Source organism: Mycobacterium sp. Aquia_213, from assembly GCF_026625985.1.
Lineage (GTDB): Bacteria > Actinomycetota > Actinomycetes > Mycobacteriales > Mycobacteriaceae > Mycobacterium.
This window is the reverse complement of sequence record NZ_CP113116.1, coordinates 3,600,036-3,622,320: the sequence shown is the minus strand read 5'-3', so window position 1 is coordinate 3,622,320 and position 22,285 is coordinate 3,600,036. Positions and strand designations below refer to the sequence as shown.

Here is a 22,285-nt window from a genome sequence, read left to right as displayed (position 1 = left end):
CGGTTTACACGGAGGCGACGGCGAACAGGCGCCACTCACCGGGCACGCCTTTGAGTTGGTGTGTGCCGTGCTCCTCGAACTCGAGTCCGGAGCCGATCACGAGGTCGCGCAGCGTGCTGGACACGAGCACGTCATTCGAGCCCGCCAGCGCGCTCACGCGCGCCCCGATGTGCACACCGATCCCGCCGATATCGTCGCCGCGGACCTCGCACTCGCCGGTGTGCAGCCCGGCGCGCACCTGGATGCCGAGCGTACGCACGGCGTCGCGAATCGCCATGGCGCAGCGGATCGCTCGCTGCGGCCCGTCGAACATCGCCAGGAAGCCATCGCCTGACGTGTTCACCTCGCGGCCCCGAAAGCGATTGAGCTGCGAACGCACGATGGCGTCGTGTGCGTCAAGCAGCGCTCGCCAGTGACGGTCGCCCATCTCTGCGGCGCGGCGCGTCGAGTCCACGATGTCGGTGAACAGCACGGTGGCGAGAACACGGTCATCGGCGACCTCGGGCTGCTCACCGGTGAGGAATTGGGCGATCTCCTGGAAGGAATCTCGCCACGGTTCGACGACGTGATAGAAGTTGCGCCCGGGCAGCTCAACGAATTTCGCGCCCTCGATGAGATCGGCGACTTCCTTGCCTTTCGCCGGCGGAAGGAGCGGATCGTCGCTGTAATGGAGGACGAGGGTGGGTACGCGGACGGTCGGAAGAATTGCACGCGCGCTCATCTCGCTGACGAGTGGCAACACAAGTTCAACGGTGCGTGGGCTCGCCGCCAGGCGCACGTGCCGGGCCCACGCGGCGCGGATCTCCTCATTCCACGGCATGTCCGGGTTGAGCAGACGTTCGATCTCGCCGGAACCCCATAAGACGGGGGCCGCGTGGCCGAGTTCGTCCATCGCGTCTGTGCGGAGTGCCGCGTCTGTCGTGCTCTCGACCACGACGAGCGTGGTCGTGCGGGACGGATGCGTGGCCGCGAACAGCGCCGCCGTCGAGAGTGCGCCGGCATAGGTGACCAGAGCCGCCTCGGGAATCGCGAGAGCGTCGAGCACGGCGGTGCTGCTGTCGGCCCATTGCTCCAAGGTCGGCAGTGCGCCCGGCTCGACGGGATCGGACGCGCCGGTGCCCGGCTGATCGAAGAGGATCAATCGCCCGAGCGACGTCATCGCTTCCATCCACCCCTGGTCGCCAGGCAGCTCCGGAAAGACTTCGCAGTTCGTGAACCAGTTCGGCACGAAAACGATGTCGCGCTAACCCTCACGCGATGCGCGATAGGCGACGCACAAGTCCCCGTTCATCGCATACCGCGTCTCCGAGAACACGGCCGGAGTCTAAGTCCGAGCCTGCGTGCCTGTCTCGTACTCGGCCAGGCCGGCCAGCGCCTGCGGCAACGGATCTCGGTGCAGAACCCCGAGGCGTTGCGTGGCGCGGGTGAGGGCGACGTAGAGCTCGGCCGCGCCGCGCGGGCCGTCCGCGAGGATCCGTTGTGGGTCGACGACCAGCACGGCGTCGAACTCCAGGCCCTTGGTCTGCGAGGCCGGCACCGTACCCGGTACACCGGACGGGCCGATCACGACGCTGGTGCCTTCGCGACTGGCCTCGTCCCGAACGAATTCCTCAATGGCACTGGATAATTCGTCGTCGGTGACCTTTCTTGACCACGGCCGCACACCGCACGCGCGAACCGACTCCGGTGGCTGGACCCCGGGCGCGAACTCGTCGAGCAATGCGGCGGCGACCGTCATGATCTCCTCCGGGGTGCGATAGTTGACCGACAGCGGCCGGTATTCCCATCGGTCCGCCACATACGGCTGCAGCATCGCTTGCCACGACGTCGCCCCGGCCGCCGAGCGCCGCTGGGCGAGATCGCCGACCACGGTGAAGGACCGGCCGGGGCAGCGTCGCATCAGCACCCGCCAGTCCATTTCGGACAGCTCCTGGGCCTCGTCGACGACGATGTGCCGGTAGGTCCAATCCCGGTCCGCCGCAGCACGTTCGGCGAGTTCGCGGGTGTCGCGCTCGAGGAATCGCTCGGCCAGATCGTCGGCGTAGATCATGTGTTGGGCGCGCAACTGCTCCTCGTCGTCCATCGAGTCCTCGCTGCGCATCTCGAGCAGGTCCAGCACACCGGCGGCGTACTCGGCTTCGTGGTTCCGCTCCCGCTCGGCGCTCGCCGCGGCGGACTCGGCGTTCTTGTCGCGGCCCAGCAGATCGACCAGTTCGTCGAGCAGCGGCACGTCCGACACCGTCCATGCCTCGCCGTCAACGCGCAACAGCGCCTGGGGAGCACCCACGGCGTGCAGCCGCTCGGGGGAGAGGTACAGCGACGCCAGCAGCTCCTGCGGTGTCAGGATCGGCCAGAGCCGGTCGAGCGCGGCGGTGAACTGTTCGTTGTCCGCTAGCTCGGCGAGCAGGTTCTGGCGCAGCTGCTCCCAGGCGCTGCGGTCCTCGCGGGTCAGCCAGCCGCGGCCGATCCGCGCGATCGCCCGCTCGGTCAGCGCCCAGGTGAGGATGTCGATGAACACCGCGCGGGCCTGGTTGTGCGGCTGTCCGCTGCCACGTGCCTCTTCACGCGCCCACTCGGCGATTTCGGTGTCGATGCGCATCGTGACGTCCGCCAGTTCGATCTCCAGCGGGCGCTCGGGCAGCCGTTGCCGATCCGCGATCGCGGCAGCCAGCACGTCGAGGATTTTCAGCGAGCCCTTGAACGCCGCACCATCCGGACTGTCCTCGGCGCTGACCTGCATACCGGGCACCAGATCGCCGGGCGTCATGAACACCACGCTGGACTCGCCCAGCGACGGCAACACGCGGTCGACGTGGCGAAGGAACGCCGAATTAGGCCCCACCACAAGGACTCCGTGGCGTTCGATGCGTTCGCGCTGGGTGTAGAGCAGGTACGCGACGCGGTGCAGCGCCACGACCGTCTTCCCGGTCCCGGGGCCACCCTCGATCACCAAGACGCCCGGGTGATCGAGCCGGATGATTTCGTCCTGCTGGGCCTGAATGGTCGCCACGATGTCGCGCATGCCTTCGCCGCGCGGCGCGTTGACCGCCGCCAGCAGGGCCGCGTCGCCTTGCGCGTCAGCGCCGGGCCGGCCGAACAGCTCGTCGGTGAAGTCGACGACGCGACGTCCGCGGGTGTGGAACTGGCGGCGCCGGTGCATGTCCTCGGGGCTGGCGGCGGTGGCGATGTAGAAGGCGCGAGCCGCCGGTGCCCGCCAGTCGAGCAGCAGCGGTTGGTACTCGTTGTCGGCGTCGAACAAGCCGATGCGGCCGATGTAGGAGCGTTCGCCGGAGAGGGCGTCCAGCCGACCGAAACACAGCCCGTAGTCCGCCACGTCCAGCCGCTTGACCTCCCTGGCCACCGCGCGCACCTCGGCGTCCCGATCCGAAAGGCTCTCGCTGTCGCCCAGCAACGCCGCGCGGAATTTGTCCTTCGCCCGGGCCCGTTCGGCATCGAGCCGCGCATAGAGTCCGGTCACGTAGCCCTGTTCGGACTGCAGTTCGCCTTCATACTCAGGATTCGACAAGTACCCCTCCGCCATTTCCGGTCTAGGCCATCGTAGGAGCTTGACAACGTATCGAACAATTGTTCGAATAGCAGAGTGCGGTGGGCGAACCAGGCCGTCGCCGTCAACGGGGAACCGATCGACGACGGAGCATTGCCAGGTTTACAGCGGATCGGCCTGGTCCGCAGCGTGCGCGCGCCGCAATTCGAGGGGATCACCTTTCACGAGGTGCTCTGCAAATCGGCGCTCAACAAAATTCCGGAAGCGGCCGCGTTGCCGTTCCGCTATACCGTCAACGGCTACCGCGGCTGCTCGCACGCCTGCCGCTATTGTTTCGCCCGGCCCACTCACGAATATCTGGACTTCGATCCCGGCGCCGACTTCGATACCCAGATCGTGGTCAAGACCAATGTCGCGGAGGTATTGCGCCGCGAGTTGCGCCGGCCGTCGTGGCGGCGCGAAGCCGTCGCGCTGGGCACCAACACCGATCCCTACCAGCGCGCCGAGGGCCGCTATGCCCTGATGCCGGGCATCGTCGGCGCCCTCGCCGAATCCGGCACGCCGCTGTCCATCCTGACCAAAGGCACCCTGCTGCGGCGGGATCTGCCGCTGATCGCCGCTGCGGCCCAACAGGTTCCGGTGTCGGTCGCGGTGTCGCTGGCGGTCGGGGATGCGGACTTGCACCGAGACGTCGAGCCGGGCACGCCGACGCCGCAGGCGCGCCTGGGTCTGATCGGCGCGATCCGCGACGCCGGCCTCGACTGCCATGTGATGGTCGCGCCGGTGCTGCCACACCTCACCGACTCCGTCGAGCACCTCGACGGGCTGCTCGGCCAGATCGCGGCCGCCGGCGCCGGCAGCGTGACCGTCTTCGGCCTGCACCTGCGTCGTTCCACCCGCGGCTGGTTCATGTCCTGGCTGGCCCGTTCGCATCCCGAGCTCGTCGGCCGCTACCGCGAATTGTACCGGCGCGGAGCGTATTTGCCGCCGGACTATCGCGAGATGCTGCGCGTGCGGGCCGCCCCGCTGATCACCAAACACCGGCTGAGCGGCGACCAGCGTCCGTTCTCGCAAGCACCCAAGGCCGCCGAGCCGGAACCCGGGCAGGCGACGCTGTTTTAAGTGGGCTTGTCCCCGCGGGGCTTGGTCAGGGTGAACTGCTCCACGACGACGACCGCGCCGAGCGGCCCGCGCAGCGCGTAATGCGTCGCCTTGATCGAGGTGTTGCCGCCCGGCTGACCCGGGTCGACGTCGAAAGCCACGAATCCGTAAGGATTTTCGCGGTCACGAAAAGCCGACCAGGGTGCGTCCTCGAGGACGTAAATCGGCGGTTTGCGCCCGACTGAGGGATCAAACGCGCCCACGCCGGTGATCACCCGGCATCGTGGTTCGGCAAAGAGCATCCCATTGGACGGTGCCGAGGTGCCGCCACCGCCGATGACGAGGTGCACCGTTCCGCGGGTCGCGTCGATCACGTCGTGGGGGGTGTCGACGGGGATCGGTGTGCGGGTGTCGGTGCTTTCCGTGCCGCGCAACGGATGGGAACGTTCGTAGTGGTGTTCGTGGCCGCACAGCACCAGATCGACCTGGTACTGGTCGAACAGCGGCAGCCACTCCTCGCGGATGCCGAGGTCGGCACCGTTGGCGCGTTCGGCGGTGGAGATGGCGGTCTGATGCATACAGATAACCAGCCAGTCGATATCGGGATCGCGGCGCGCGGCCGCGAGTTCGGCTGTAAGCCAGCGCTTTTGCTCGCCGCCCGAATAATTGTGGACGTAGAAATTGCCACCGTCCTGCAACGCCACGTCGTCGTTGTTGAGGCTGATCACCCGCACCGATCCGGCCGTGAACGAGTACCACAGGCCGCGCAGTTCGGGGCTTGCCCCGGAGTCGGGCACCGCGAAGTATGTCTGATAGGCGCCGTAGCCGACCGGCCCGTTGCCCAACTCGTTCTCGTGGTTGCCGGCCGCGGGCATCCACGGCCGGTAGCGCGCCGAGCGGGTGTTGTTCTCGAACCAGTTCGACCAGGTGCGGACGCGGTCTTGGGCGAGGTTGGCGTAGCACAGGTCGCCGTTGATGAGGTTGAACAACGGGCCGATGCGTTCGATCGCCAGCGTGGTGTCGGCGGCCGCGGGCGATCCGATGTTGTCGGTGCTGTAGGTGCCGTCGGGCATCCTGTCCAGCGTCGGGGTGGACTGATCGCCGAAACTGGTGAAGCGCAACGGCTTTCGACCCACAGGTCCAGTCCGTACCGTGCCTTGCTCGGGCTCGGCGCCGTCGTGCACGGCGGCATACACGTAGTCGGTATCCGGCGTCAGGTTCGTCAGGCGAGCGTGGTTGACGCGAACTTCATTGTTGGACTTGGCATCTCGGTAGGTCCGCGTTTCGGCCGCGACGGTGCGGCCATAGCCGGCCCCGGGCGTGCCGAGCATGACGCGCGGATTGCGAACGGCCTCGGTGCTGTGCCAGGACACCACCACCTCGGTGCCGGCGTTCTTGCTGAATTGCAGGTGCAGACCGAAAACCGGCGGCGCGCCGTTGCGATCCGGCGCAGGCAATAGGGCGGGCCCGTGCGAGTTGGACCACAACAGCGCGGCGGCGCCCACCCCGACGCCGGCGCCGACACCCATCCCGACGACCGCCGAGGTCGCGCTGGTCGTCAACAACCGGCGGCGGCTAATGCCCGTCGCGCCGTCCGGAACGGCCGGGTCGGCGTCGTCGGTCATGCATGTTTCATACCCGAGCCAGGCGACCGTTGGCATATCAAGCGGTGAACGCCGGAGCCGCTGGTAACAGTTCCGGTAGCGTTTTCGATATGACGAACGTGATGACGAACCTGCGAAAAGGGACCAGCGCGGTCGCGTCGGCAACGTTTGCACTGGTCGGGGGAGTAATTCTCGGGCCGGCGACGGCGCATGCGGACGGCCACCAGGTGACCTACACCGTGACGAGTCCCAACAACTTGACCGCCACCGTCAACTACGTGAGTTCCGATCCGCCCAGCCAGGCCGCCTACAACGCGGACCCGTCGAAGTTCATGACCAGCGTGCAGGCGCCCCTCAGCGGCCAGCCGGTCACCTACACCGCCACCCTGGCAAACCCGAACCAGTACGCGAGCATCAGCGCCAGCGGCATGCTGCACTGGCCGGATTCGGGCAACGGCCCGGCGCAGTTTCACTGCGAGATCGCGGTGGACGGCCAGGTGGTCGCACACGCCGACGCCACCACCACCGTCACCTGCAAGCTCGGGTAGTCAGCCGGCGAACACGTAGACCCACGCGGTCGCACCCTCGGCTACCCGGCTTAACCGAGGTTCGTCGAGGCGAACGTGTCGCACTGGTGCGGGTCGCCGGTCTGATAGCCGACCGTGAACCACTTTTGGCGTTGCGCGGCGGATCCGTGCGTCCACGACTCGGGGTTGACGCGCCCGGTCGACTCCTTCTGGATCCGGTCGTCGCCGACCGATGCGGCGGCCGAAAGCGCATCCTGAATGTCCTTGTCGCTCAACGGTTCTAGGTACGGCACGCCGGTGCTCTCCTGTTTGACCGTCGACGCGTAGTGCGCCCAGATGCCGGCGTAGCAGTCGGCCTGCAGCTCGGTGCGAACCCCGTTCCCGCCGGCGCCCTGCGCGCCCTGCTGGGACCGCCCCAAGGTGCCCTGCAGCTGCTGGACGTGGTGACCGTATTCGTGGGCGACCACATACTCCTGCGCGAAAGGCCCACCGCTGGAACCGAATTTATCCACCAGCTCCTTGAAGAAGTCGGTATCGAAATACGCGGTCTGGTCCACCGGGCAGTAGAACGGCCCGACAGCGGTGGTGGCCGGCCCGCAGCCGGTGTTCACCGAACTGGTGAACAGGCGCACATGCGGGCGGGTGTAGTTCGGCATCAGCTGATGCCAGACCGCGTCCACGGAGTTGCCGGTGGCGACCACCCGGCACTGCACGTACTTGTTGGCGTCGGCCCCGGTCTTGCACTGGCTCAGGTCGAACCCGGGCGCCGAGTAGCCGCCGGTGTTCGCGCTCGGCGGGGGCATCACCTTGCTCGGATCGATGCCGAAGAATAGGGCCGCGACCAGGATCAGCAGCCCGACGCCGCCACCGCCGAGGGCCATCCCCATGCCGCCACCGCCGGATGAGTCCGCGGTGCTGGTGTCGATCTGCATACCCTCGTTGAAGGTCATCGCAGCCTCCGTTAGATCGGGTCGGTCAAATCAGCCTAACGCGGTTGCGTGACCGAGTATCGGATGTCGGTGTAGCGGCGCAGGTTGCTCAGAAATCGGCGCAGCCCCAGGTTCAGCAGCGGCCCGGTGATGACCATCGCCAGCCGTGCCGGTCCCGCAGGTTTCTGTGCCATGGTCCAGGTCAGCCGGCAGCCACCCGGGATGACCTCGACACGATAGTCCTCGGCGAAGGCGGCCACGGCCCTGGTGGAGCACTCGTTGAACCGGAATGCCATGCGGGTGAACGGTTCCCAGGCCAGGAACTCCTCGTCGCCGGTGATGCCCCCGCGCATCTCGACGATGCGGGTGGTGCCGACCCCGCGCGGCTCGGGACTGGTCCAGGTCACCTTGGTGATCACCGACGCCCAGCGCGGCCAGGCCTCGGCGTCGGCCAGCACTTCGAATACCTGCTGGGGCGTGATGGCCAGGTCGACACTGTTGCGGAACCGGTATGGCGCGCTGTCGATGAAGTCGAGGTCGACGCGTTCGCAGGGATGCATGGCGCTAACTTAACCCGGACCGTCGCTGGCCGCGGCCAGTAGCGGCACCAGCACATCGCTGATCGGCGTCGCCAGGTTGTGCGCGCGGGCCTTGCGGATGATCACCCCGTTGCGGATGTCCCATTCCATCGGCCGGTGCTGCTCCCGGTCGGCCAGTATCGAGGTGCCCATGTCCTCGGGAGCCGCACGGAACATCTCGACCAGCTCATCGACCACGGTGTCCGGCAGCCGGGCGCCCTCGGCCCGCGCGACCGCCAGGCACTCGGCGACATAGCGGCGCGACAGCGCGGCCACGTCGTCGCGGCGAAAGATCCCGGACCGCCGCCCGGTCAGGGGCAGGAAGCCCGCCAACGCATTGACCAGCAGCTTGCGCCACGCTGCGGTGCGGAAGTCGGGGTCACAGTCCACCCGGCAGCCGGCGCCGCGCAGCACCTCGGCGACCGTCTCCGCCGCGGGTCCACTGGGCAGCACCAGGGCGGCCTCGGTGCGAAGCCGCACCCACCCTTCCGGTTGGGTTTCGGCGCCGTACCAGACGATCCCGGGAATCACGGCCGACGACGGGCAGAGCGGCTGCACCTGCTCGACCTGTTCGACGCCGTTCTGCAGCACCAGGACGATCGTGTGCTCGGCGCACAGGCGGGTCAGCCAGCGGCCCGCGTCGTCGTTCTGGGTGGCCTTGACCGCCAGGATCACGATGTCGACCGGGCCGGCGATCTCGGCGGGATCGGTGTGCACCGGCCCGGGCACCACGATCGGGTCCCCGTCGTCGGGGCGCAGCTCGATGCTGTCGCGCGCAGTGCGACCGCAGACCAGCACCGAATGCCCGGCCTGGTACAGCAGCGCGGCGACCGTCGTGCCGACCGCGCCGGGACCCACGAGTGCGATGTTTGTGGCGATAGATGCGAAGTTACGCCGTCGGTGGTGCTGAAGCCGACGCGGATCCGCCGAGTGCACGATGCGGTCCCAGGCGAATCAGCATGCGGGTTGTTGCTCGCCATTCAGTGCTCGCGCGCGATACTCGCTGGGTGTTTCATCAAACATTGCCCTGAATAAGCGGGAGAAGTGTGCGGCATTGCCGAGTCCCCATCTGGCGCCGATCGAATGGACCGGCGTTTCCGCGAGCGCCGCGTTGCTCAAATCCCTGCGGCAGAGCTCGATCCGTCGATTGCGGATCCACCCGGCCACCGTTTGGCCTTCTTGTTCGAACAGCTTTTGGAGGTGGCGCACCGACACATGATGTGCCGCAGCGATTGTCGAGGAGCTGAGGGTGCGATCACCGAGTCGGCCTTCAATGAAGGCACGGATTCGTAGCAGCAAGATCCTTCTGTCGGCGTGATCCCATGCGGTAGCGTCGGGCAACTGTGCGATGAGCGAAGCCGCGAGCATGTCCAGTACGGCGTCGGCGAGACGTGGGGTGGCGCTGCCGAATTCGCCGGTCGGTCGCTTGCCGAGCTCAACGAAGAACGATGACGCCATCAAGCCCAGGCCCGCATGGCCACTGATCGGTCGAGCCGTGAGTTGCGACAGCTGCGATACCGGCAGCTGAAGCAAGTTACTGGGAAACATCGCGGTCTGCATCTGAAATGGGCCGCGCGTCAACAACTGGTACGGCCGCGTTGTGTCATAGACGGCGTAGTCGCCCGGCTCGAGCACTGCTTCCCGGCCGCCCTGAGATATCAGACAGGCGCCCGTCAGCTGCACCGCGACCTTGAGGTACTCGGGTGCGCTGCGTTCAATCAGCTGTTGGGTACGTTTGACCGCCATCTCGTTCGCGACTCGCACCCTTGCTAGTTGGACGGTACCCAAGGTGGTCGAACGCACACCCCCGCTAAATGCCCTTACGTCGTCCATCGACAACGCCACCGGCACCAAATTGGCTGATACGGCATCAGAAAACGCATCAAACCGATGGGTACCGTTCGGCCTGTTGTTCGATGTGGTTCGCACGAAGACCATCCAAGAGCTCGCAGGACTCGACGCTTCGGCAGCAGCGGCGAAGGCGCTTCCGTCAGTGGGCAACCCATTAGGCCCTTATCGACCTAACGTTACTTCGAATAAGCCCTCGTCGATCGGCAGCGGCATTGTTATGGGTGACAACGACTTTTGTCACCGATGTATTCGCAAGGACGCGCATGTCCGTGCCGTTCGGCGCCGGGACCGATAGCAGCGAATCACCGCCCCTTAGACTGGTCAGTCGTCCAACGTCAAGAGGAGTATTCGTGCTGCGCAGCCACACCGCTGGTTCACTACGGGATGGCGACGCCGGCCAGCAGGTGACGCTGGTCGGGTGGGTGGCGCGCCGCCGCGATCACGGTGGCGTCATCTTCATCGACCTGCGGGACGCGTCCGGCATCGCGCAGGTGGTCTTCCGCGCGGCAGATGTGCTGGAACAGGCGCACCGATTGCGCGCCGAATTCTGCGTCGCGGTCTCCGGGGTCGTCGAGATCCGTCCGGAAGGCAACGCCAACGCCGAGATTCCCACCGGCGATGTCGAGCTGAATGTCACGTCGTTGACCGTGCTCGGCGAAAGTGCGCCGCTGCCATTCCAGCTCGACGAGCCGGCGGGGGAGGAGTTGCGGCTGAAGTACCGCTACCTCGACCTGCGCCGCGATGGCCCGGCCGCGGCAATTCGGTTGCGCTCCAAGGTGAATGCCGCCGCCCGATCGGTGCTTTCACGGCACGACTTCGTCGAGGTCGAGACGCCGACGATCACCCGCTCGACGCCCGAGGGCGCGCGCGACTTCCTGGTGCCGGCCCGGCTGCACCCCGGATCGTTCTACGCGCTGCCGCAGAGCCCGCAGCTGTTCAAGCAGTTGCTGATGGTGGCCGGCATGGAGCGCTACTACCAGATCGCCCGCTGCTACCGCGACGAGGATTTCCGCGCCGATCGGCAGCCGGAATTCACTCAGCTCGACATGGAGATGAGCTTCGTCGACGTCGAGGACATCATCGCCATTTCCGAGGAGATCCTGAGCGCGCTGTGGGCGCTGATCGGCTACCAGATCCCGACGCCGATCCCGCGGATCAGCTATGCCGACGCCATGCGACGGTTCGGCTCCGACAAGCCGGACATGCGCTTCGGGCTGGAGCTTGTCGAGTGCACAGAGTTCTTCTCCGACACCACATTCCGTGTCTTCCAGGCGCCGTATGTCGGTGCGGTGGTGATGCCCGGCGGGGCTTCGCAGCCACGCCGCACCCTGGACGGCTGGCAGGAATGGGCCAAACAGCGCGGGCACCGCGGCCTGGCCTACGTGCTGGTCGGTGATGACGGCGAGCTCTCCGGACCGGTGGCCAAGAACCTGACCGACGCCGAACGCGACGGCCTGGCCGGCCACGTCGGAGCCAGCCCCGGCGACTGCATCTTCTTCTCGGCCGGACCGGCGAAGGCGTCGCGCGCCTTGTTGGGCGCCGCCCGCGGCGAGATCGCCAACCGGCTCAACCTGATTGACGCGGCAGCCTGGGCGTTCGTCTGGGTGGTGGATCCGCCGCTGTTCGAGCCCGCCGCGGACGCGACCGCTGCCGGTGACGTCGCCGTAGGCTCCGGTGCGTGGACCGCCGTGCACCACGCGTTCACCTCGCCCAAGCCGGAGTTCGCGGGCGCGCTGGACTCCGATCCGGGCGTCGTGCTGGCCGATGCCTACGACATCGTCTGCAATGGCAACGAGATCGGCGGCGGCTCGATCCGTATCCACCGCCGTGACATTCAGGAACGGGTGTTCGCGGTGATGGGTCTGGACCAGGCCGAGGCCGAGGAGAAATTCGGATTCCTGTTGGAGGCGTTCACTTTTGGCGCGCCCCCGCACGGCGGCATCGCGTTCGGCTGGGACCGGATCAACGCCCTGCTGTCCGGGGTGGACTCGATCCGTGAGGTGATCGCCTTCCCGAAGACCGGCGGCGGCGTCGACCCGCTGACCGATGCGCCCGCGCCGATCACCGCGCAGCAGCGCAAGGAATCCGGAATAGATGCCAAACCCAAACAGGTTGAGCAGGCATGACCGAACAGCGACCAGACCGCGAAACCGTAAAAGAATTCAACCGCAACCTCATCGAGGAATTCCGGGCCAACGACGGCAAAGTGACCGGGCAGTTCTCCGGCGGGCATTTGCTGCTGCTGACGACGACGGGCGCCAAGTCGGGGCAGCAGCGGGTTTCGCCGCTGGCCTTCTTCGACATCGACGGCAGGCTGATCATCCTCGGATCGTTCCGGGGCTCACCAACCGACCCCGCTTGGGTGCACAACCTGCGAGCCAACCCACAGGTCCATCTCGAGGTTGCTACCGACTCGGGTGTGGACGCCTACGACGCGACCGCGCGCGAACTGACGCCTGCCGAGCGCGAGGAGATCGTTCCCAAGGTCGTCGCCGCGGCGCCCGTGTTTGCCGAATACCAGTCGAAGATCAGCCGGGTCATTCCGCTGTTCGAGTTGCAGCGCGGCTGACGTTTCTCGCATTGCCGCACGCGTTGGCGCTGCGGTAAGCAAGCGAGATGAGCACTTCGCTGCTGACGCGGCCGTTCGCGGGTCGAGCCGCCCTGGTCGGGGGTTTCAAGCGAGTCCGCGGCGTGTGGTTTTACCTCGTGCAGACCTCGGTCGCGGCGGGTCTGGCGTGGTTCATCGCGCACGACGTGCTGGTGCACCCGCAACCGTTCTTCGCCCCGATCGCGGCGGCGGTGTCGTTGTCGACCAGCAACGTGCTGCGCGCCCAACGCGCCATCCAGATGATCATCGGGGTGACCCTCGGCATCGGCACCGGGGCCCTGGTGCAGGCGCTGCTCGGCCCCGGGGCCGTGTCCATCGCGATCGCCGCACTGATCGCGCTGCTGGTCGCGGTCTTCATCGGTCAGGGCTACATCGGCCAGGGGATGATGTTCGCCAATCAGACCGTGGTCTCGTCGATCCTGGTGCTCGCCCTCTATCGCAGCGGCGTCGGTTGGGAACGCATCTTCGACGCACTGATCGGTGGCGGGCTGGCCATCATCGTCGCCGTACTGCTGTTCCCGTCCGATCCGCTCGTCTTGTTGCGCAACGCGCGCATCGAGGTGCTGCGCACCCTGCGCTCGGTGCTGGCCCGCACCGGCGATCTCGCCCGCGGCCGTGAAGTTCCCGAACCCGACTGGCCGTTGCCGGCCGTCGACCGGGTGCACGAACAGCTGGGCGGCCTGTTGCAAGCGCGCGCTACCGCCCGTCTGGTCGTGCGAACCGCGCCGCGGCGCTTCAGACTTCGCGATGCCGTCCAGGCCGCGGACCATCAGGGCGTGCAGCTGGCCCTGCTCGCCGGCTCGGTGCTGCAGCTGGCCCGCGCCGTCGTACCCGCGGTCGACGGCCGCCGCGACCGTCTTCCGCAGCCCGCGGAGGCGGTGCTCGACGACCTCGCGAAGGCGACCGCACTCGCCGACTCGGATCCCGGGACCGCGGCTGCCCATGTTGAAGCGGCCCGCCGGCACGCGTCGACGCTGCTGTCGAACGCCCGGGAAAGATCCGAGGTGGTGCTGGCCGACGTGGTCCAGGCTTGCGTTGACGACCTGCAACGGGTGATCGACCTGCACCGGCCGTGAACGGCTCAGATCGAGCCGGTCAGGAACTCCTGGACCAGCTTCTTGGGCGCCCGCGTCAGCCAGGCCTCGGTGATCAGTTCCTCGAGACCGGGCACGTCGATCTCGGCCAGCTTGACCAGCACCGCGGGATAGCCGTCGAAATGCGGGGTGGTGAAGTAGATCGTCGGCTCGTCGGCGACCAGCGCGAACTTGACGCCCTCATCGGAGACCCAGACACCCAGGATGTCGCCCTCGGGCGGCTCCGCCCCGTTCGCCGACAGCGCATCGCGGTCCGACGCGCGCAGCGGCCGCTCCCACGCCAGCAACTTCTTGCCGACCCGCCAGTCGCGCGGTGACGGCTCGGAGGTGAGTGGCAGCTCACCCACGATCCGGGCGACGTCGTCCCAGGTGGCCACAGATCGATTGTGCTCCCGCTATGGTGCGCTTGGTGCCGTATTGGTTGTCGGTCGCCCACCACGCATCCGCAGATCTCAGGAGGTCGCTCGTTGTCTTCTGCAGTGCAGCCCCCGGCCACCCGCCGTCATCGCATCACCCACCGCACCCAGTACCGCTACTCGGACATCGTGACCAGCTCCTATGGCCGCGGATTTCTCACCCCGCGGGACTCGCAACGCCAGCAATGCATCGCGCACCGGCTGACCATCGACCCGGCCCCCGCCGACAGCTCCACCAGCGTCGACGGCTACGGGAACATCAGCTCCTACTTCCATGTCACCGAGCCGCATCGCACCCTGACGGTGACCAGCGACTCCATCGTCGACGTCTATCCGGCGCCGCCCGAGCGCTACAGCAACGGCCCGGCGATCGAACCGTGGGAGGCGGCCCGGCCGGCCGGGCGCCGGGGAGCGCTGGCGACCGAGTACGCCCTGGATTTGAACCCGCCGGAGATCACCGACGAAGTCCGCGACTACGCGGCACCCAGTTTCGCCCCCGGGCGCCCGCTGATCGAGGTGCTGCGCGACCTGGCGTCGCGGATCTTCACCGACTTCACCTATCGCTCGGGTTCGACGACGATTTCCACCGGTGTCAATGAGGTTCTGACGGCCCGGGAAGGGGTATGTCAAGACTTTGCGAGGCTGGCGATCGCCTGCCTGCGCGCCAACGGGTTGGCGGCCAGCTATGTGTCCGGCTATCTGGCCACCGACCCGCCACCCGGAAAGGAACGGATGATCGGCATCGACGCGACCCACGCCTGGGCCGCCGTGTGGACCCCGCAGCAGCCCGGCCAGTTCGAATGGCTTGGGCTCGATCCCACCAATGACCAGATGGTCGACCAGCGCTACATCATCGTCGGGCGGGGCCGTGACTATGCGGACGTGCCGCCGCTGCGTGGCATCATCTACACCGACTCCAAGCGCAGCAAGATCGACGTTGCGGTCGACGTGGTGCCCTTCGAAGGCGATGAGCTGTATGCGTGATTTCAACTGTCCCAACTGCGGCCAGCGGCTGGCGTTCGAGAACTCCAGCTGCCTGAACTGCGGTAGCGCGCTGGGGTTCTCGCTCGAACAGAAGGCTCTGTTGGTGATCGCCAAGGGCGGCGATTCAAGCGATCCCGCCGGTTTCGTGGATGGCGCCGACTATCAACTGTGCGCCAATCTACAAGTCGCCGAATGTAATTGGCTGGTCCCCGTCAACAACCCCCGGCTGCGCTGCGCGTCATGCGTGCTGACGACCGAACGGCCCAACGACACCGACTCGGTCGGCCTGGCGGAGTTCGCCCAGGCCGAGGCCGCCAAGCGGCGGCTGATCGTCGAGCTGCACGAGCTGAAGCTGCCGATCATCGGTCGTGATGAAGATCCCGACTACGGGTTGGCCTTCCGGCTGCTGTCCAGCGCGCACGAGAACGTAATGACCGGGCACGAAAACGGCGTCATCACATTGGATTTGGCTGAGGGCGACGACGTCCACCGCGAGCAACTGCGCGTCGAGATGGACGAGCCGTACCGGACCCTGCTCGGCCACTTCCGGCACGAGATCGGCCACTACTACTTCTACCGGTTGATCGCTTCCTCGCAGGAGAACCTCAGGCGCTTCAACGAGCTGTTCGGCGATCCCGACGCCGATTATCAAGAGGCGCTGGACCGGCACTACAACGAGGGCGTCCCGGCGGGATGGAAGAAAAGCTTCGTGTCGTCCTACGCGACGATGCACCCGGCCGAGGATTGGGCCGAGACGTTCGCGCATTACCTGCACATCCGCGACACCCTGGACACCTCGGCGTGGTGCGGTCTCGCATCGGCGTCGGCAACGTTCGACCGGCCGCCCTTGGGCCCCAGCGCTTTTCCCAACATCATCGAGATGTGGCTGCCGTTGTCGTGGTCGTTGAACATGGTGAACCGGTCGATGGGCCACGACGATCTGTATCCGTTCGTGCTGCCGGCCGCGGTGCTGGACAAGATGCAGTTCATCCACGACGTCATTGACGAGGTGGTGTCCGCCGCGCAGGGGCCCGCCGCCGTCGCGGGCTGAATCGGCCGTCGCGGACTAGGCCGGCATCACGCGGCGTTCGTCGGGGCCCCACAGCGGTTGCATACCGCCCGGCAGGGTCAGCTGCGTCTCGGTGATGACCTTGGCCAGATCGCGCAGTTCGGCGTGGATCGCGGTGAGCAACTCGGCCAGTTCGGCGCGGTGCCCATCGGCGTCCACCCCCTCCAGCGCGGCGGGACTCGACCGGCGCAGCTGCGTGCTGATCTCCTCGACCATCCGCTCCGGACGCGACGATCCCGACGCGCTGGGCAGGTCTTTGAGGTTGGCCCGCAGCCGCTCCAGCTGATAGAGCAACGAGCGCGGGTTCTTGGCGTCGAACAGCATCAGCTCGGTCACCGCGGCGACGCTGATCTGGCCGACGGTGCGACGCCGGTAGATGACCGACGATTCACAAGCCACCAGCGTCGACTCGATGACGGTCTGCTCGGCGACGGCGTCGCGAGCCGTCGTGAGCGTGGCTCCCAGCAGCGCGGTCAGCCACAGGCCGCGTTCGATCCGTTTCCCGATGTCCATCATCGACCAGCCCACGTCGCGGACCATCGACTCGTTGGCCACCCCCGACAGGGTCAGCATCCCGGCCAAGGTGCGCCCGTGGGCCGACGCGAGCAGGGTGTCGGCCTCGCCCAGCGACTGCGGCGGGTCGGCCCGGTGCGCAAGTCCGCGCTCCAGGGTCGCCAGCACCACCCAGGTGTCGTTGGACATCTGGTCGCGCACCGCCCTGGCGGCCAGGGCGAGCCCCTCCACCGACTGGACCAGCGAGCCCGCCCGGGCCGGGTCGAAGGTCAGCGCCCACAGCGTCGACGGGACGATCGCGATCATCTCGGCATGGTCATTGTCGGCTCCGGTGTCGCTGCCGGTGATGCGGCCCAGGGCGCCCATCAATACCGGCACGACCTCGCTTTCCTCGGTCTCCTGGTGGTGGCGGTAGACGTGGAAGCGGTCGCGGGCGGCCATCAGCAGCCGGGCCGTGCTTTCCGCACGCTCGGCGTAGCGCCCGATCCAGAACAGGTCGGACAGCACACGCGGCGAGCTGACCCCCCAGGTGCCCGCGGCGGTCTTCACCGGCTGCACCTCGGTCGGCAGGGTGATGGTCTCCGCGCGGGCGCGTTCCGTCGGGCGCACCCAAACATCTTTTGCCGCAACAGTGTTCAGTGTGTAGGCCGCGGGCCCGGGCGCCAAGACGTAGCCGACGCCGCCGATCATCGGGGCATAGCCGCTGCGTTGGGCGACCGTGAACAATCGCATGCCGACACCGGCCGACGACAACACGCCGGCATGGTCGGTCGGCGCCGAGGAGAACTGCGGCAGCTCCTGACCGGCCCACTGCCATGGCATGCTCTCGATGCGTGCGGCCACTTCGGTCAGCTGGGCCGACGAAAGCGTCGGTCCGACAAGGGTTTCCCCGCCGACAGTCGATTTGATCAACAGGGACGAGAGATTGGCCAGCAGGTGCGAGCGTTCCTTGGCGATACCGCCCCAGTACACCGGCGTGGTGTTCAGCAGCGGGGCTTCGCCGAGCAGTCGTTCGGCCAGCTCGGGCAGAAACCGCAGCAGCCCAGGGCTTTCCAGGATCCCGCTGCCCAGCGTGTTGACGACGGTCACCGTGCCGCGGCGTTGTGCCTCCACCAAACCGACTACCCCGAGCTTGGAATCGGCCCGCAGATCCAGCGGGTCGGTGTAGAGCGCGTCGACGCGGCGCAGCACGACGTCGACCCGTTTCAGGGTCCCCAGCGAGCGCATCCACAGTTTGCCGTCGCGGACCACCAAGTCGGCGCTTTCGACCAGCGGAAAACCCAGCAGCGTCGCGAGATACGCCTGGTCGAATGCGGTCTCCGAGTAGATACCCGGGCTGAGCACCACCACCACCGGGTCCTGCGCGTCGTCGGGTGCGGAATCGATCAGCGCCAGCCGCAGCGCCTGCGCGAACGGGGTGTTGGGCCGTGGCGCGATCCGCTCGTAGAGATCGGGAATCGCGTGCGCGACCACGCGTCGATCGGCCAGCGCGTAACCGGCACCCGAGGGCGCCTGCGTCCAGTCCGCGTTGACCTCGAAGGCGCCGGTCGGCAGCCGGCTCAGATCGCAGGCGTGCATGAATAGCTGGTGGCGGCCGGGCACTTCGATCCCGCTGGCCGCGCGCACGTAACCGGGGTGCGCGAACACCAGCTCCGGCGGCAGCATGCCGTCGGTAAGCAAGCTGCGCGGCCCGTACAGGTCGGCGAGCACGGCATCGAGCAGGCGCGAGCGCTGCAGCAGCCCGGCCTCGAGCACCTCCCAGTCGGCCGCGGACACCACGATCGGCAGGGTGTCCAGGCTCCATGGCCGCGGCTCGAGGGCGCGGCCACCGTCGGGCTCGACCTCCGTGTAGGTGATCCCGTCGTTGTCGATCAGGCTGTGCACCACCGAGCGCAGCTGATTAAGCCCCATCCGGCCGCGCTGGGCGACCGTGTCGGCCAGCTCGGTCCAGGCCGGCCGCACGTTGCCGTCTTCGTCCAGGAATTCGTCGTAGCCGGCCGGCTGCGCGCCGGCGGGGCGCAGGTCGAACAGCGCTTCCTGGGTGCGCGCGGTCCGGTAGCCGGCCAGTAGCCGATCGGCGTCGTAGTGGTCGCCGGACGTACCGGTAACCGCCAAGGGGTCGAGTGCCATCGTGATGCTAGTTCTCCGAAGACGCCATTACTGCTGCACGGTACGCACGCGCCGCAGGTCGAGAATGCCCGGCGCGCCGATATCGGTGAATATCCTGGCCTGCTTCTCCCGGATCGCGGAGAGGTCCAGCTTGCCCGGGGTGAAGCCGATCGCCTCGAACCGGCGGGCGCGGCGCGATTCGGCCGCAACGGCGTTGACGGGTGGCTCCTCGTAGGCCATGCCGCCCGGATGCGAGACGTGATAGGTGCAGCCGCCGCGTGACGTTCCCGAGGTGAGATCGATCAGCTCGAACTGCAACGGCACGTCGGTGGTGATCGTCGGATGCAGCGCGCTGGGCGGCTGCCACGCCTTGTACCGCACCCCGCCCACGTGGATGTCGGGGTTGTCGGTGGCCAGCAACGGCACCGGGTAGCCGTTGCAGGTCACGACGTAGCGGTGCCGGTCGGCGCCGATGATGCGGATCTGCAGCCGCTCGACCGAGGAGTCGACATAGCGGGCGGTGCCCGTCGCGGTGGATTCCTCGCCGAGGGTGTTCCACGGCTCGATCGCGCCGCGCAGCTCGATCTCGACGCCGTCGAAGACGGCGGTGCCGATGCGCGGGAATCGAAACTCGGTGAACGGGTCCAGCCAGCTGGTCTCGAACGCGATGCCGTGCGCGCGCAGATCGGCGGCCACGTCGGCGATGTCGTGAATCAGGAAGTGCGGCAACAAGTATCGGCCGTGCAAGTTGGTGCCGTGCCGGATCAGCGGGGCGCGCAGCGGTTCGTCCCAGAACCAGGCCACCAGTGAGCGCACCAGCAGCGACTGCACCATCGCCATGCGCAGATGCGGCGGCATCTCGAAGCCGCGCAGCTCCAGTAACCCGAGCCTGCCGCGGGGGCTGTCCGGGCTGTAGAGCTTGTCGATGCAGAACTCGGCGCGATGGGTGTTGCCGGTGATGTCGGTCAGCAGGTGCCGCAGCGCCCGGTCGGTCACCCACGGTTTGGTCGCGCCGCCGGCGGACAGCCGGGCGATCTCGGCGAACGCGATCTCGAGTTCGTACAGCGCCTCGGCGCGGCCTTCGTCGACCCGGGGCGCCTGCGAGGTGGTCCCGACGAAGCGGCCGGCGAACAGATAGGACAGCGCGGGGTGCCGCTGCCAGTAGGTCAGCAGCGAGACCAACAGGTCCGGGCGGCGCAGCAGGGGCGAGTCCGCCGGCGTCACGCCGCCGAGCGTGATGTGGTTGCCGCCACCGGTACCGCCGTGGCTGCCGTCGAAGTCGAACGACTCCGTGGACAACCGGGCCAATCGGGCTTGCTCGTAGAGGGTTTCGAGCTGCCGTCGTTGTTCGTCGAAACTGGCGGTCGGCGCAATGTTGACTTCGATGACGCCGGGGTCGGGCGTGATCGTCGTCGATTGCAGCCGCGGGTCCGGCGGCGGGCCGTAGCCCTCGATCACGACCGGGCACTGCGCCTTGGCCGCCGCGGCCTCGACCCGGGCGATCAGGTCCACGAAGTGCTCCAGCGCCTCGGTGGGCGGGATGAATACGTACAGCAGCCCGTCGCGGACCTCGGCGACCATCGTGGTCCGCGGCGCGGTGTCGTCGTCGTCCACGGCCGCCTTGCCGGGCTCCGCCGGCAAGGCTTCGCCCACGGTCTGGGGATCGACGTCGAACGACGGCCGCGGCGCTTTCCAGCTGATCGAATTCAGCGGGAGCCGCAGCCCCGCCGGTGAATCTCCTTCGAGCAGCACGACGCGGCCGCGGCGCAGCTGCCAGTTCGAGCTGGCCCAGCCGAGGTCGTCGTCGCGGCGGTGCAACGGCAGCACGAATGCCGCTGGGGTCGTGGTGGTTTCGTCGAGGTGAGCCAGCAGTGCGGTGCGGGCGGCGGCATCGTCGTCGGTGAGGTCGTCGCTGGACTCGACCGCGTCGCCGCGTGGCAGGCGGACTTTGGCGGCGAGCCTGGCCAATGGGTCCTCGAAGGCCGGCCGCACCTGGGACAGTGGCAATCCCAGGCTCTCGGCCACCCCGGCGAGCACCTGGTAGGCGCTCTCGTCGTCCGCCGTCGAACTCGTCGGCTCGGTCGCCCACGGGTCGGCCAGCAGCGTGTCGTCGGTCCACAGCGGCAGCCCGTCGGTGCGCCAGTAGAGCGCAATCTGCCAGCGCGGCAACGGCTCTCCCGGATACCAGCGGCCCTGTCCGCGATGGATCAGTCCCTGCGGGGCCCACTCCGATTTCAGCCGGGCGGCCAGCTCGGACGCGCGCTGCCGTTTGTGCGGGCCGTCGGCGGCGGTCGTCCACTCCTCGTCGACCTGGTTGTCCACCGACACGAAGGTGGGTTCGCCACCGACGGTCAGCCGGACATCGCCGGCGGCGAGCTGTTCGTCGACGCGGCTCCCGACCGCGCAGATCGTCTCCCACGCCGCGTCGGTGTAGGGCAGTGTGACGCGCGGATCCTCGTGGATGCGGGTGACGGTGTTGGAGAACTCCAGGGTGGTCTTACACGGGCCGGTGCTGCCGCTGATCGGTGCTGCGCCCGAGGGATTCGGCGTGGCCGCCAGGGGGATGTGGCCTTCGCCGGCGAACAGTCCCGACGTCGGATCCAGCCCGATCCAGCCCGCGCCGGGGATGTACACCTCGGTCCAGGCGTGCAGGTCGGTGAAGTCGGCGGCGGGCCCCGACGGCCCGTCGAGCGCTTCGATGTCGGAGGCCAGCTGCACCAGGTAGCCGGACACAAACCGGGCGGCCAGCCCGAATTGGCGCAGGATCGACACCAGCAACCACGCCGAATCCCGGCACGAGCCGACGCCGGTACGCAGCGTGAAATCCGGTGTCTGGACGCCGGGTTCCATCCGCAGGCTGTAGGCCACGTCGGCGTTGACCGCGTGGTTGAGCGCGACCAGGAAGTCGATGGTGCGAGTGCCGTCGGGCACCGAGAAGTTCGCAACCCACGCCCGCGCGAGCTCACCGGGCCCGGATCCTTCGACGTCTTCGTCGACCGGGCGCAGATACGGCCTGAGGTCGTCGGCGAGCGCCTTGGGATACATCAACCCCGAAGCGGGAGGCCATGTTTCGGCCGATTCCTCGATGAAGAAGTCGAACGGGTTGATCACCTTGAGGTCGGCGATGAGCCCGACGGTGATCGTCAGCTGCTGCATCGGGTTCGGGAACACAAGCCGGGCAAGGAAATTGCCGAGCGCGTCTTGTTGCCAGTTGATGAAGTGGTCAGCGGGCTCGATCCGCAGCGAGTAGGCCTCGATGGGCGTGCGCGAGTGGGGCGCTGGGCGCAACCGCACCACGTGCGGGTAAACCTGGACCCCCCGGTCAAAGGTGTAGCTGGTGCGATGCTCCAGCGCAACTTTGATGCTCATAACCGCTGATCTCATCACAAGGGCAGCG

16 protein-coding genes and 1 pseudogene are annotated in these 22,285 nt (G+C 67.6%); 7 read left to right on the top strand and 10 right to left on the bottom strand.

What is annotated here, in order from left to right; all coding sequences use genetic code 11:
* Positions 1-4 precede the first annotated feature (4 nt).
* Both LMQ14_RS16805 and helR read right to left on the bottom strand, forming a co-directional pair.
* A pseudogene (locus tag LMQ14_RS16805) lies at positions 5-1,315 on the bottom strand (adenylate/guanylate cyclase domain-containing protein).
* A 9-nt stretch (positions 1,316-1,324) separates the two neighbouring features.
* A complete protein-coding gene (gene helR / locus LMQ14_RS16800; protein WP_267730682.1) occupies positions 1,325-3,526 on the bottom strand; it encodes an RNA polymerase recycling motor ATPase HelR in 2,202 nt (733 codons plus the stop codon).
* 75 nt (positions 3,527-3,601) lie between these two features.
* On the opposite strand from helR, the gene LMQ14_RS16795 reads away from it, so the two are divergent.
* On the top strand, positions 3,602-4,627 hold the full coding sequence (locus LMQ14_RS16795; RefSeq protein WP_267730681.1) for an Rv2578c family radical SAM protein: 1,026 nt from the start codon (positions 3,602-3,604) through the stop codon (positions 4,625-4,627).
* Here the strand turns inward: LMQ14_RS16795 and LMQ14_RS16790 are convergent.
* Entirely contained in the window at positions 4,624-6,231 is a 1,608-nt protein-coding gene (locus LMQ14_RS16790) for a purple acid phosphatase family protein (protein ID WP_267730680.1), read from the bottom strand. The genes LMQ14_RS16795 and LMQ14_RS16790 overlap by 4 nt on opposite strands.
* 101 nt (positions 6,232-6,332) lie before the next feature.
* Between LMQ14_RS16790 and LMQ14_RS16785 the strand changes: the two genes are divergently transcribed.
* On the top strand, positions 6,333-6,758 hold the full coding sequence (locus tag LMQ14_RS16785) for a hypothetical protein (protein ID WP_267735559.1): 426 nt from the start codon (positions 6,333-6,335) through the stop codon (positions 6,756-6,758).
* 50 nt (positions 6,759-6,808) lie between these two features.
* Here LMQ14_RS16785 and LMQ14_RS16780 read toward each other — a convergent pair whose 3' ends face one another.
* The 4 genes from LMQ14_RS16780 to LMQ14_RS16765 form a co-directional block, all read right to left on the bottom strand.
* The gene (locus tag LMQ14_RS16780) at positions 6,809-7,687 is read right to left on the bottom strand and encodes a neutral zinc metallopeptidase (RefSeq protein WP_267730679.1); all 879 of its coding nucleotides are present in this window, start codon (positions 7,685-7,687) and stop codon (positions 6,809-6,811) included.
* A 35-nt stretch (positions 7,688-7,722) separates the two neighbouring features.
* Positions 7,723-8,226: an SRPBCC family protein gene (locus LMQ14_RS16775; protein ID WP_267730678.1), complete on the bottom strand. Its 504-nt coding sequence runs from the start codon at positions 8,224-8,226 to the stop codon at positions 7,723-7,725.
* A gap of 9 nt (positions 8,227-8,235) precedes the next feature.
* On the bottom strand, positions 8,236-9,123 hold the full coding sequence (locus LMQ14_RS16770; protein ID WP_267735558.1) for an oxidoreductase: 888 nt from the start codon (positions 9,121-9,123) through the stop codon (positions 8,236-8,238).
* Positions 9,124-9,198: 75 nt separating this feature from the next.
* Positions 9,199-10,173, bottom strand: a complete 975-nt coding sequence (locus LMQ14_RS16765) for a helix-turn-helix domain-containing protein (protein ID WP_267730677.1) — start codon at positions 10,171-10,173, stop codon at positions 9,199-9,201.
* A gap of 272 nt (positions 10,174-10,445) precedes the next feature.
* On the opposite strand from LMQ14_RS16765, the gene aspS reads away from it, so the two are divergent.
* The 3 genes from aspS to LMQ14_RS16750 are packed head-to-tail and all read left to right on the top strand — an operon-like array spanning position 10,446 to position 13,779.
* Positions 10,446-12,221 (top strand): aspartate--tRNA ligase, encoded by a 1,776-nt coding sequence (gene aspS, locus LMQ14_RS16760; protein WP_267730676.1) that lies wholly within the window; start codon positions 10,446-10,448, stop codon positions 12,219-12,221.
* A complete protein-coding gene (locus tag LMQ14_RS16755) occupies positions 12,218-12,664 on the top strand; it encodes a nitroreductase family deazaflavin-dependent oxidoreductase (protein WP_267730675.1) in 447 nt (148 codons plus the stop codon). Before aspS ends, LMQ14_RS16755 begins: the two co-directional genes overlap by 4 nt.
* Positions 12,665-12,711: 47 nt before the next feature.
* The gene (locus LMQ14_RS16750; protein ID WP_267730674.1) at positions 12,712-13,779 is read left to right on the top strand and encodes an FUSC family protein; all 1,068 of its coding nucleotides are present in this window, start codon (positions 12,712-12,714) and stop codon (positions 13,777-13,779) included.
* A 5-nt stretch (positions 13,780-13,784) separates the two neighbouring features.
* Here LMQ14_RS16750 and LMQ14_RS16745 read toward each other — a convergent pair whose 3' ends face one another.
* Positions 13,785-14,174, bottom strand: a complete 390-nt coding sequence (locus tag LMQ14_RS16745; RefSeq protein WP_267730673.1) for an MmcQ/YjbR family DNA-binding protein — start codon at positions 14,172-14,174, stop codon at positions 13,785-13,787.
* A gap of 90 nt (positions 14,175-14,264) precedes the next feature.
* Between LMQ14_RS16745 and LMQ14_RS16740 the strand changes: the two genes are divergently transcribed.
* Both LMQ14_RS16740 and LMQ14_RS16735 read left to right on the top strand, forming a co-directional pair.
* Positions 14,265-15,197 (top strand): transglutaminase family protein, encoded by a 933-nt coding sequence (locus LMQ14_RS16740; RefSeq protein ID WP_267730672.1) that lies wholly within the window; start codon positions 14,265-14,267, stop codon positions 15,195-15,197.
* Entirely contained in the window at positions 15,190-16,248 is a 1,059-nt protein-coding gene (locus LMQ14_RS16735; RefSeq protein WP_267730671.1) for a zinc-binding metallopeptidase family protein, read from the top strand. Before LMQ14_RS16740 ends, LMQ14_RS16735 begins: the two co-directional genes overlap by 8 nt.
* Before the next feature lie 15 nt (positions 16,249-16,263).
* Here LMQ14_RS16735 and LMQ14_RS16730 read toward each other — a convergent pair whose 3' ends face one another.
* Together LMQ14_RS16730 and LMQ14_RS16725 are read right to left on the bottom strand one after the other, a co-directional pair.
* Positions 16,264-18,909, bottom strand: coding sequence for a circularly permuted type 2 ATP-grasp protein (locus LMQ14_RS16730; protein ID WP_267730670.1), 2,646 nt, complete (start codon positions 18,907-18,909; stop codon positions 16,264-16,266).
* 27 nt (positions 18,910-18,936) lie between these two features.
* Positions 18,937-22,257, bottom strand: a complete 3,321-nt coding sequence (locus LMQ14_RS16725) for a DUF2126 domain-containing protein (protein WP_267730669.1) — start codon at positions 22,255-22,257, stop codon at positions 18,937-18,939.
* Between the last annotated feature and the right edge of the window lie 28 nt (positions 22,258-22,285).

Coding starts and splice junctions, on each gene's coding strand:
- LMQ14_RS16785 (WP_267735559.1), top strand. CDS start 6,333: ATGACGAACCTGCGAAAAGGGACCAGCGCGGTCGCGTCGGCAACGTTT.
- LMQ14_RS16790 (WP_267730680.1), bottom strand. CDS start 6,231: ATGACCGACGACGCCGACCCGGCCGTTCCGGACGGCGCGACGGGCATT.
- LMQ14_RS16730 (WP_267730670.1), bottom strand. CDS start 18,909: ATGGCACTCGACCCCTTGGCGGTTACCGGTACGTCCGGCGACCACTAC.
- LMQ14_RS16780 (WP_267730679.1), bottom strand. CDS start 7,687: ATGACCTTCAACGAGGGTATGCAGATCGACACCAGCACCGCGGACTCA.
- LMQ14_RS16735 (WP_267730671.1), top strand. CDS start 15,190: ATGCGTGATTTCAACTGTCCCAACTGCGGCCAGCGGCTGGCGTTCGAG.
- LMQ14_RS16775 (WP_267730678.1), bottom strand. CDS start 8,226: ATGCATCCCTGCGAACGCGTCGACCTCGACTTCATCGACAGCGCGCCA.
- LMQ14_RS16750 (WP_267730674.1), top strand. CDS start 12,712: ATGAGCACTTCGCTGCTGACGCGGCCGTTCGCGGGTCGAGCCGCCCTG.
- LMQ14_RS16755 (WP_267730675.1), top strand. CDS start 12,218: ATGACCGAACAGCGACCAGACCGCGAAACCGTAAAAGAATTCAACCGC.
- LMQ14_RS16725 (WP_267730669.1), bottom strand. CDS start 22,257: ATGAGCATCAAAGTTGCGCTGGAGCATCGCACCAGCTACACCTTTGAC.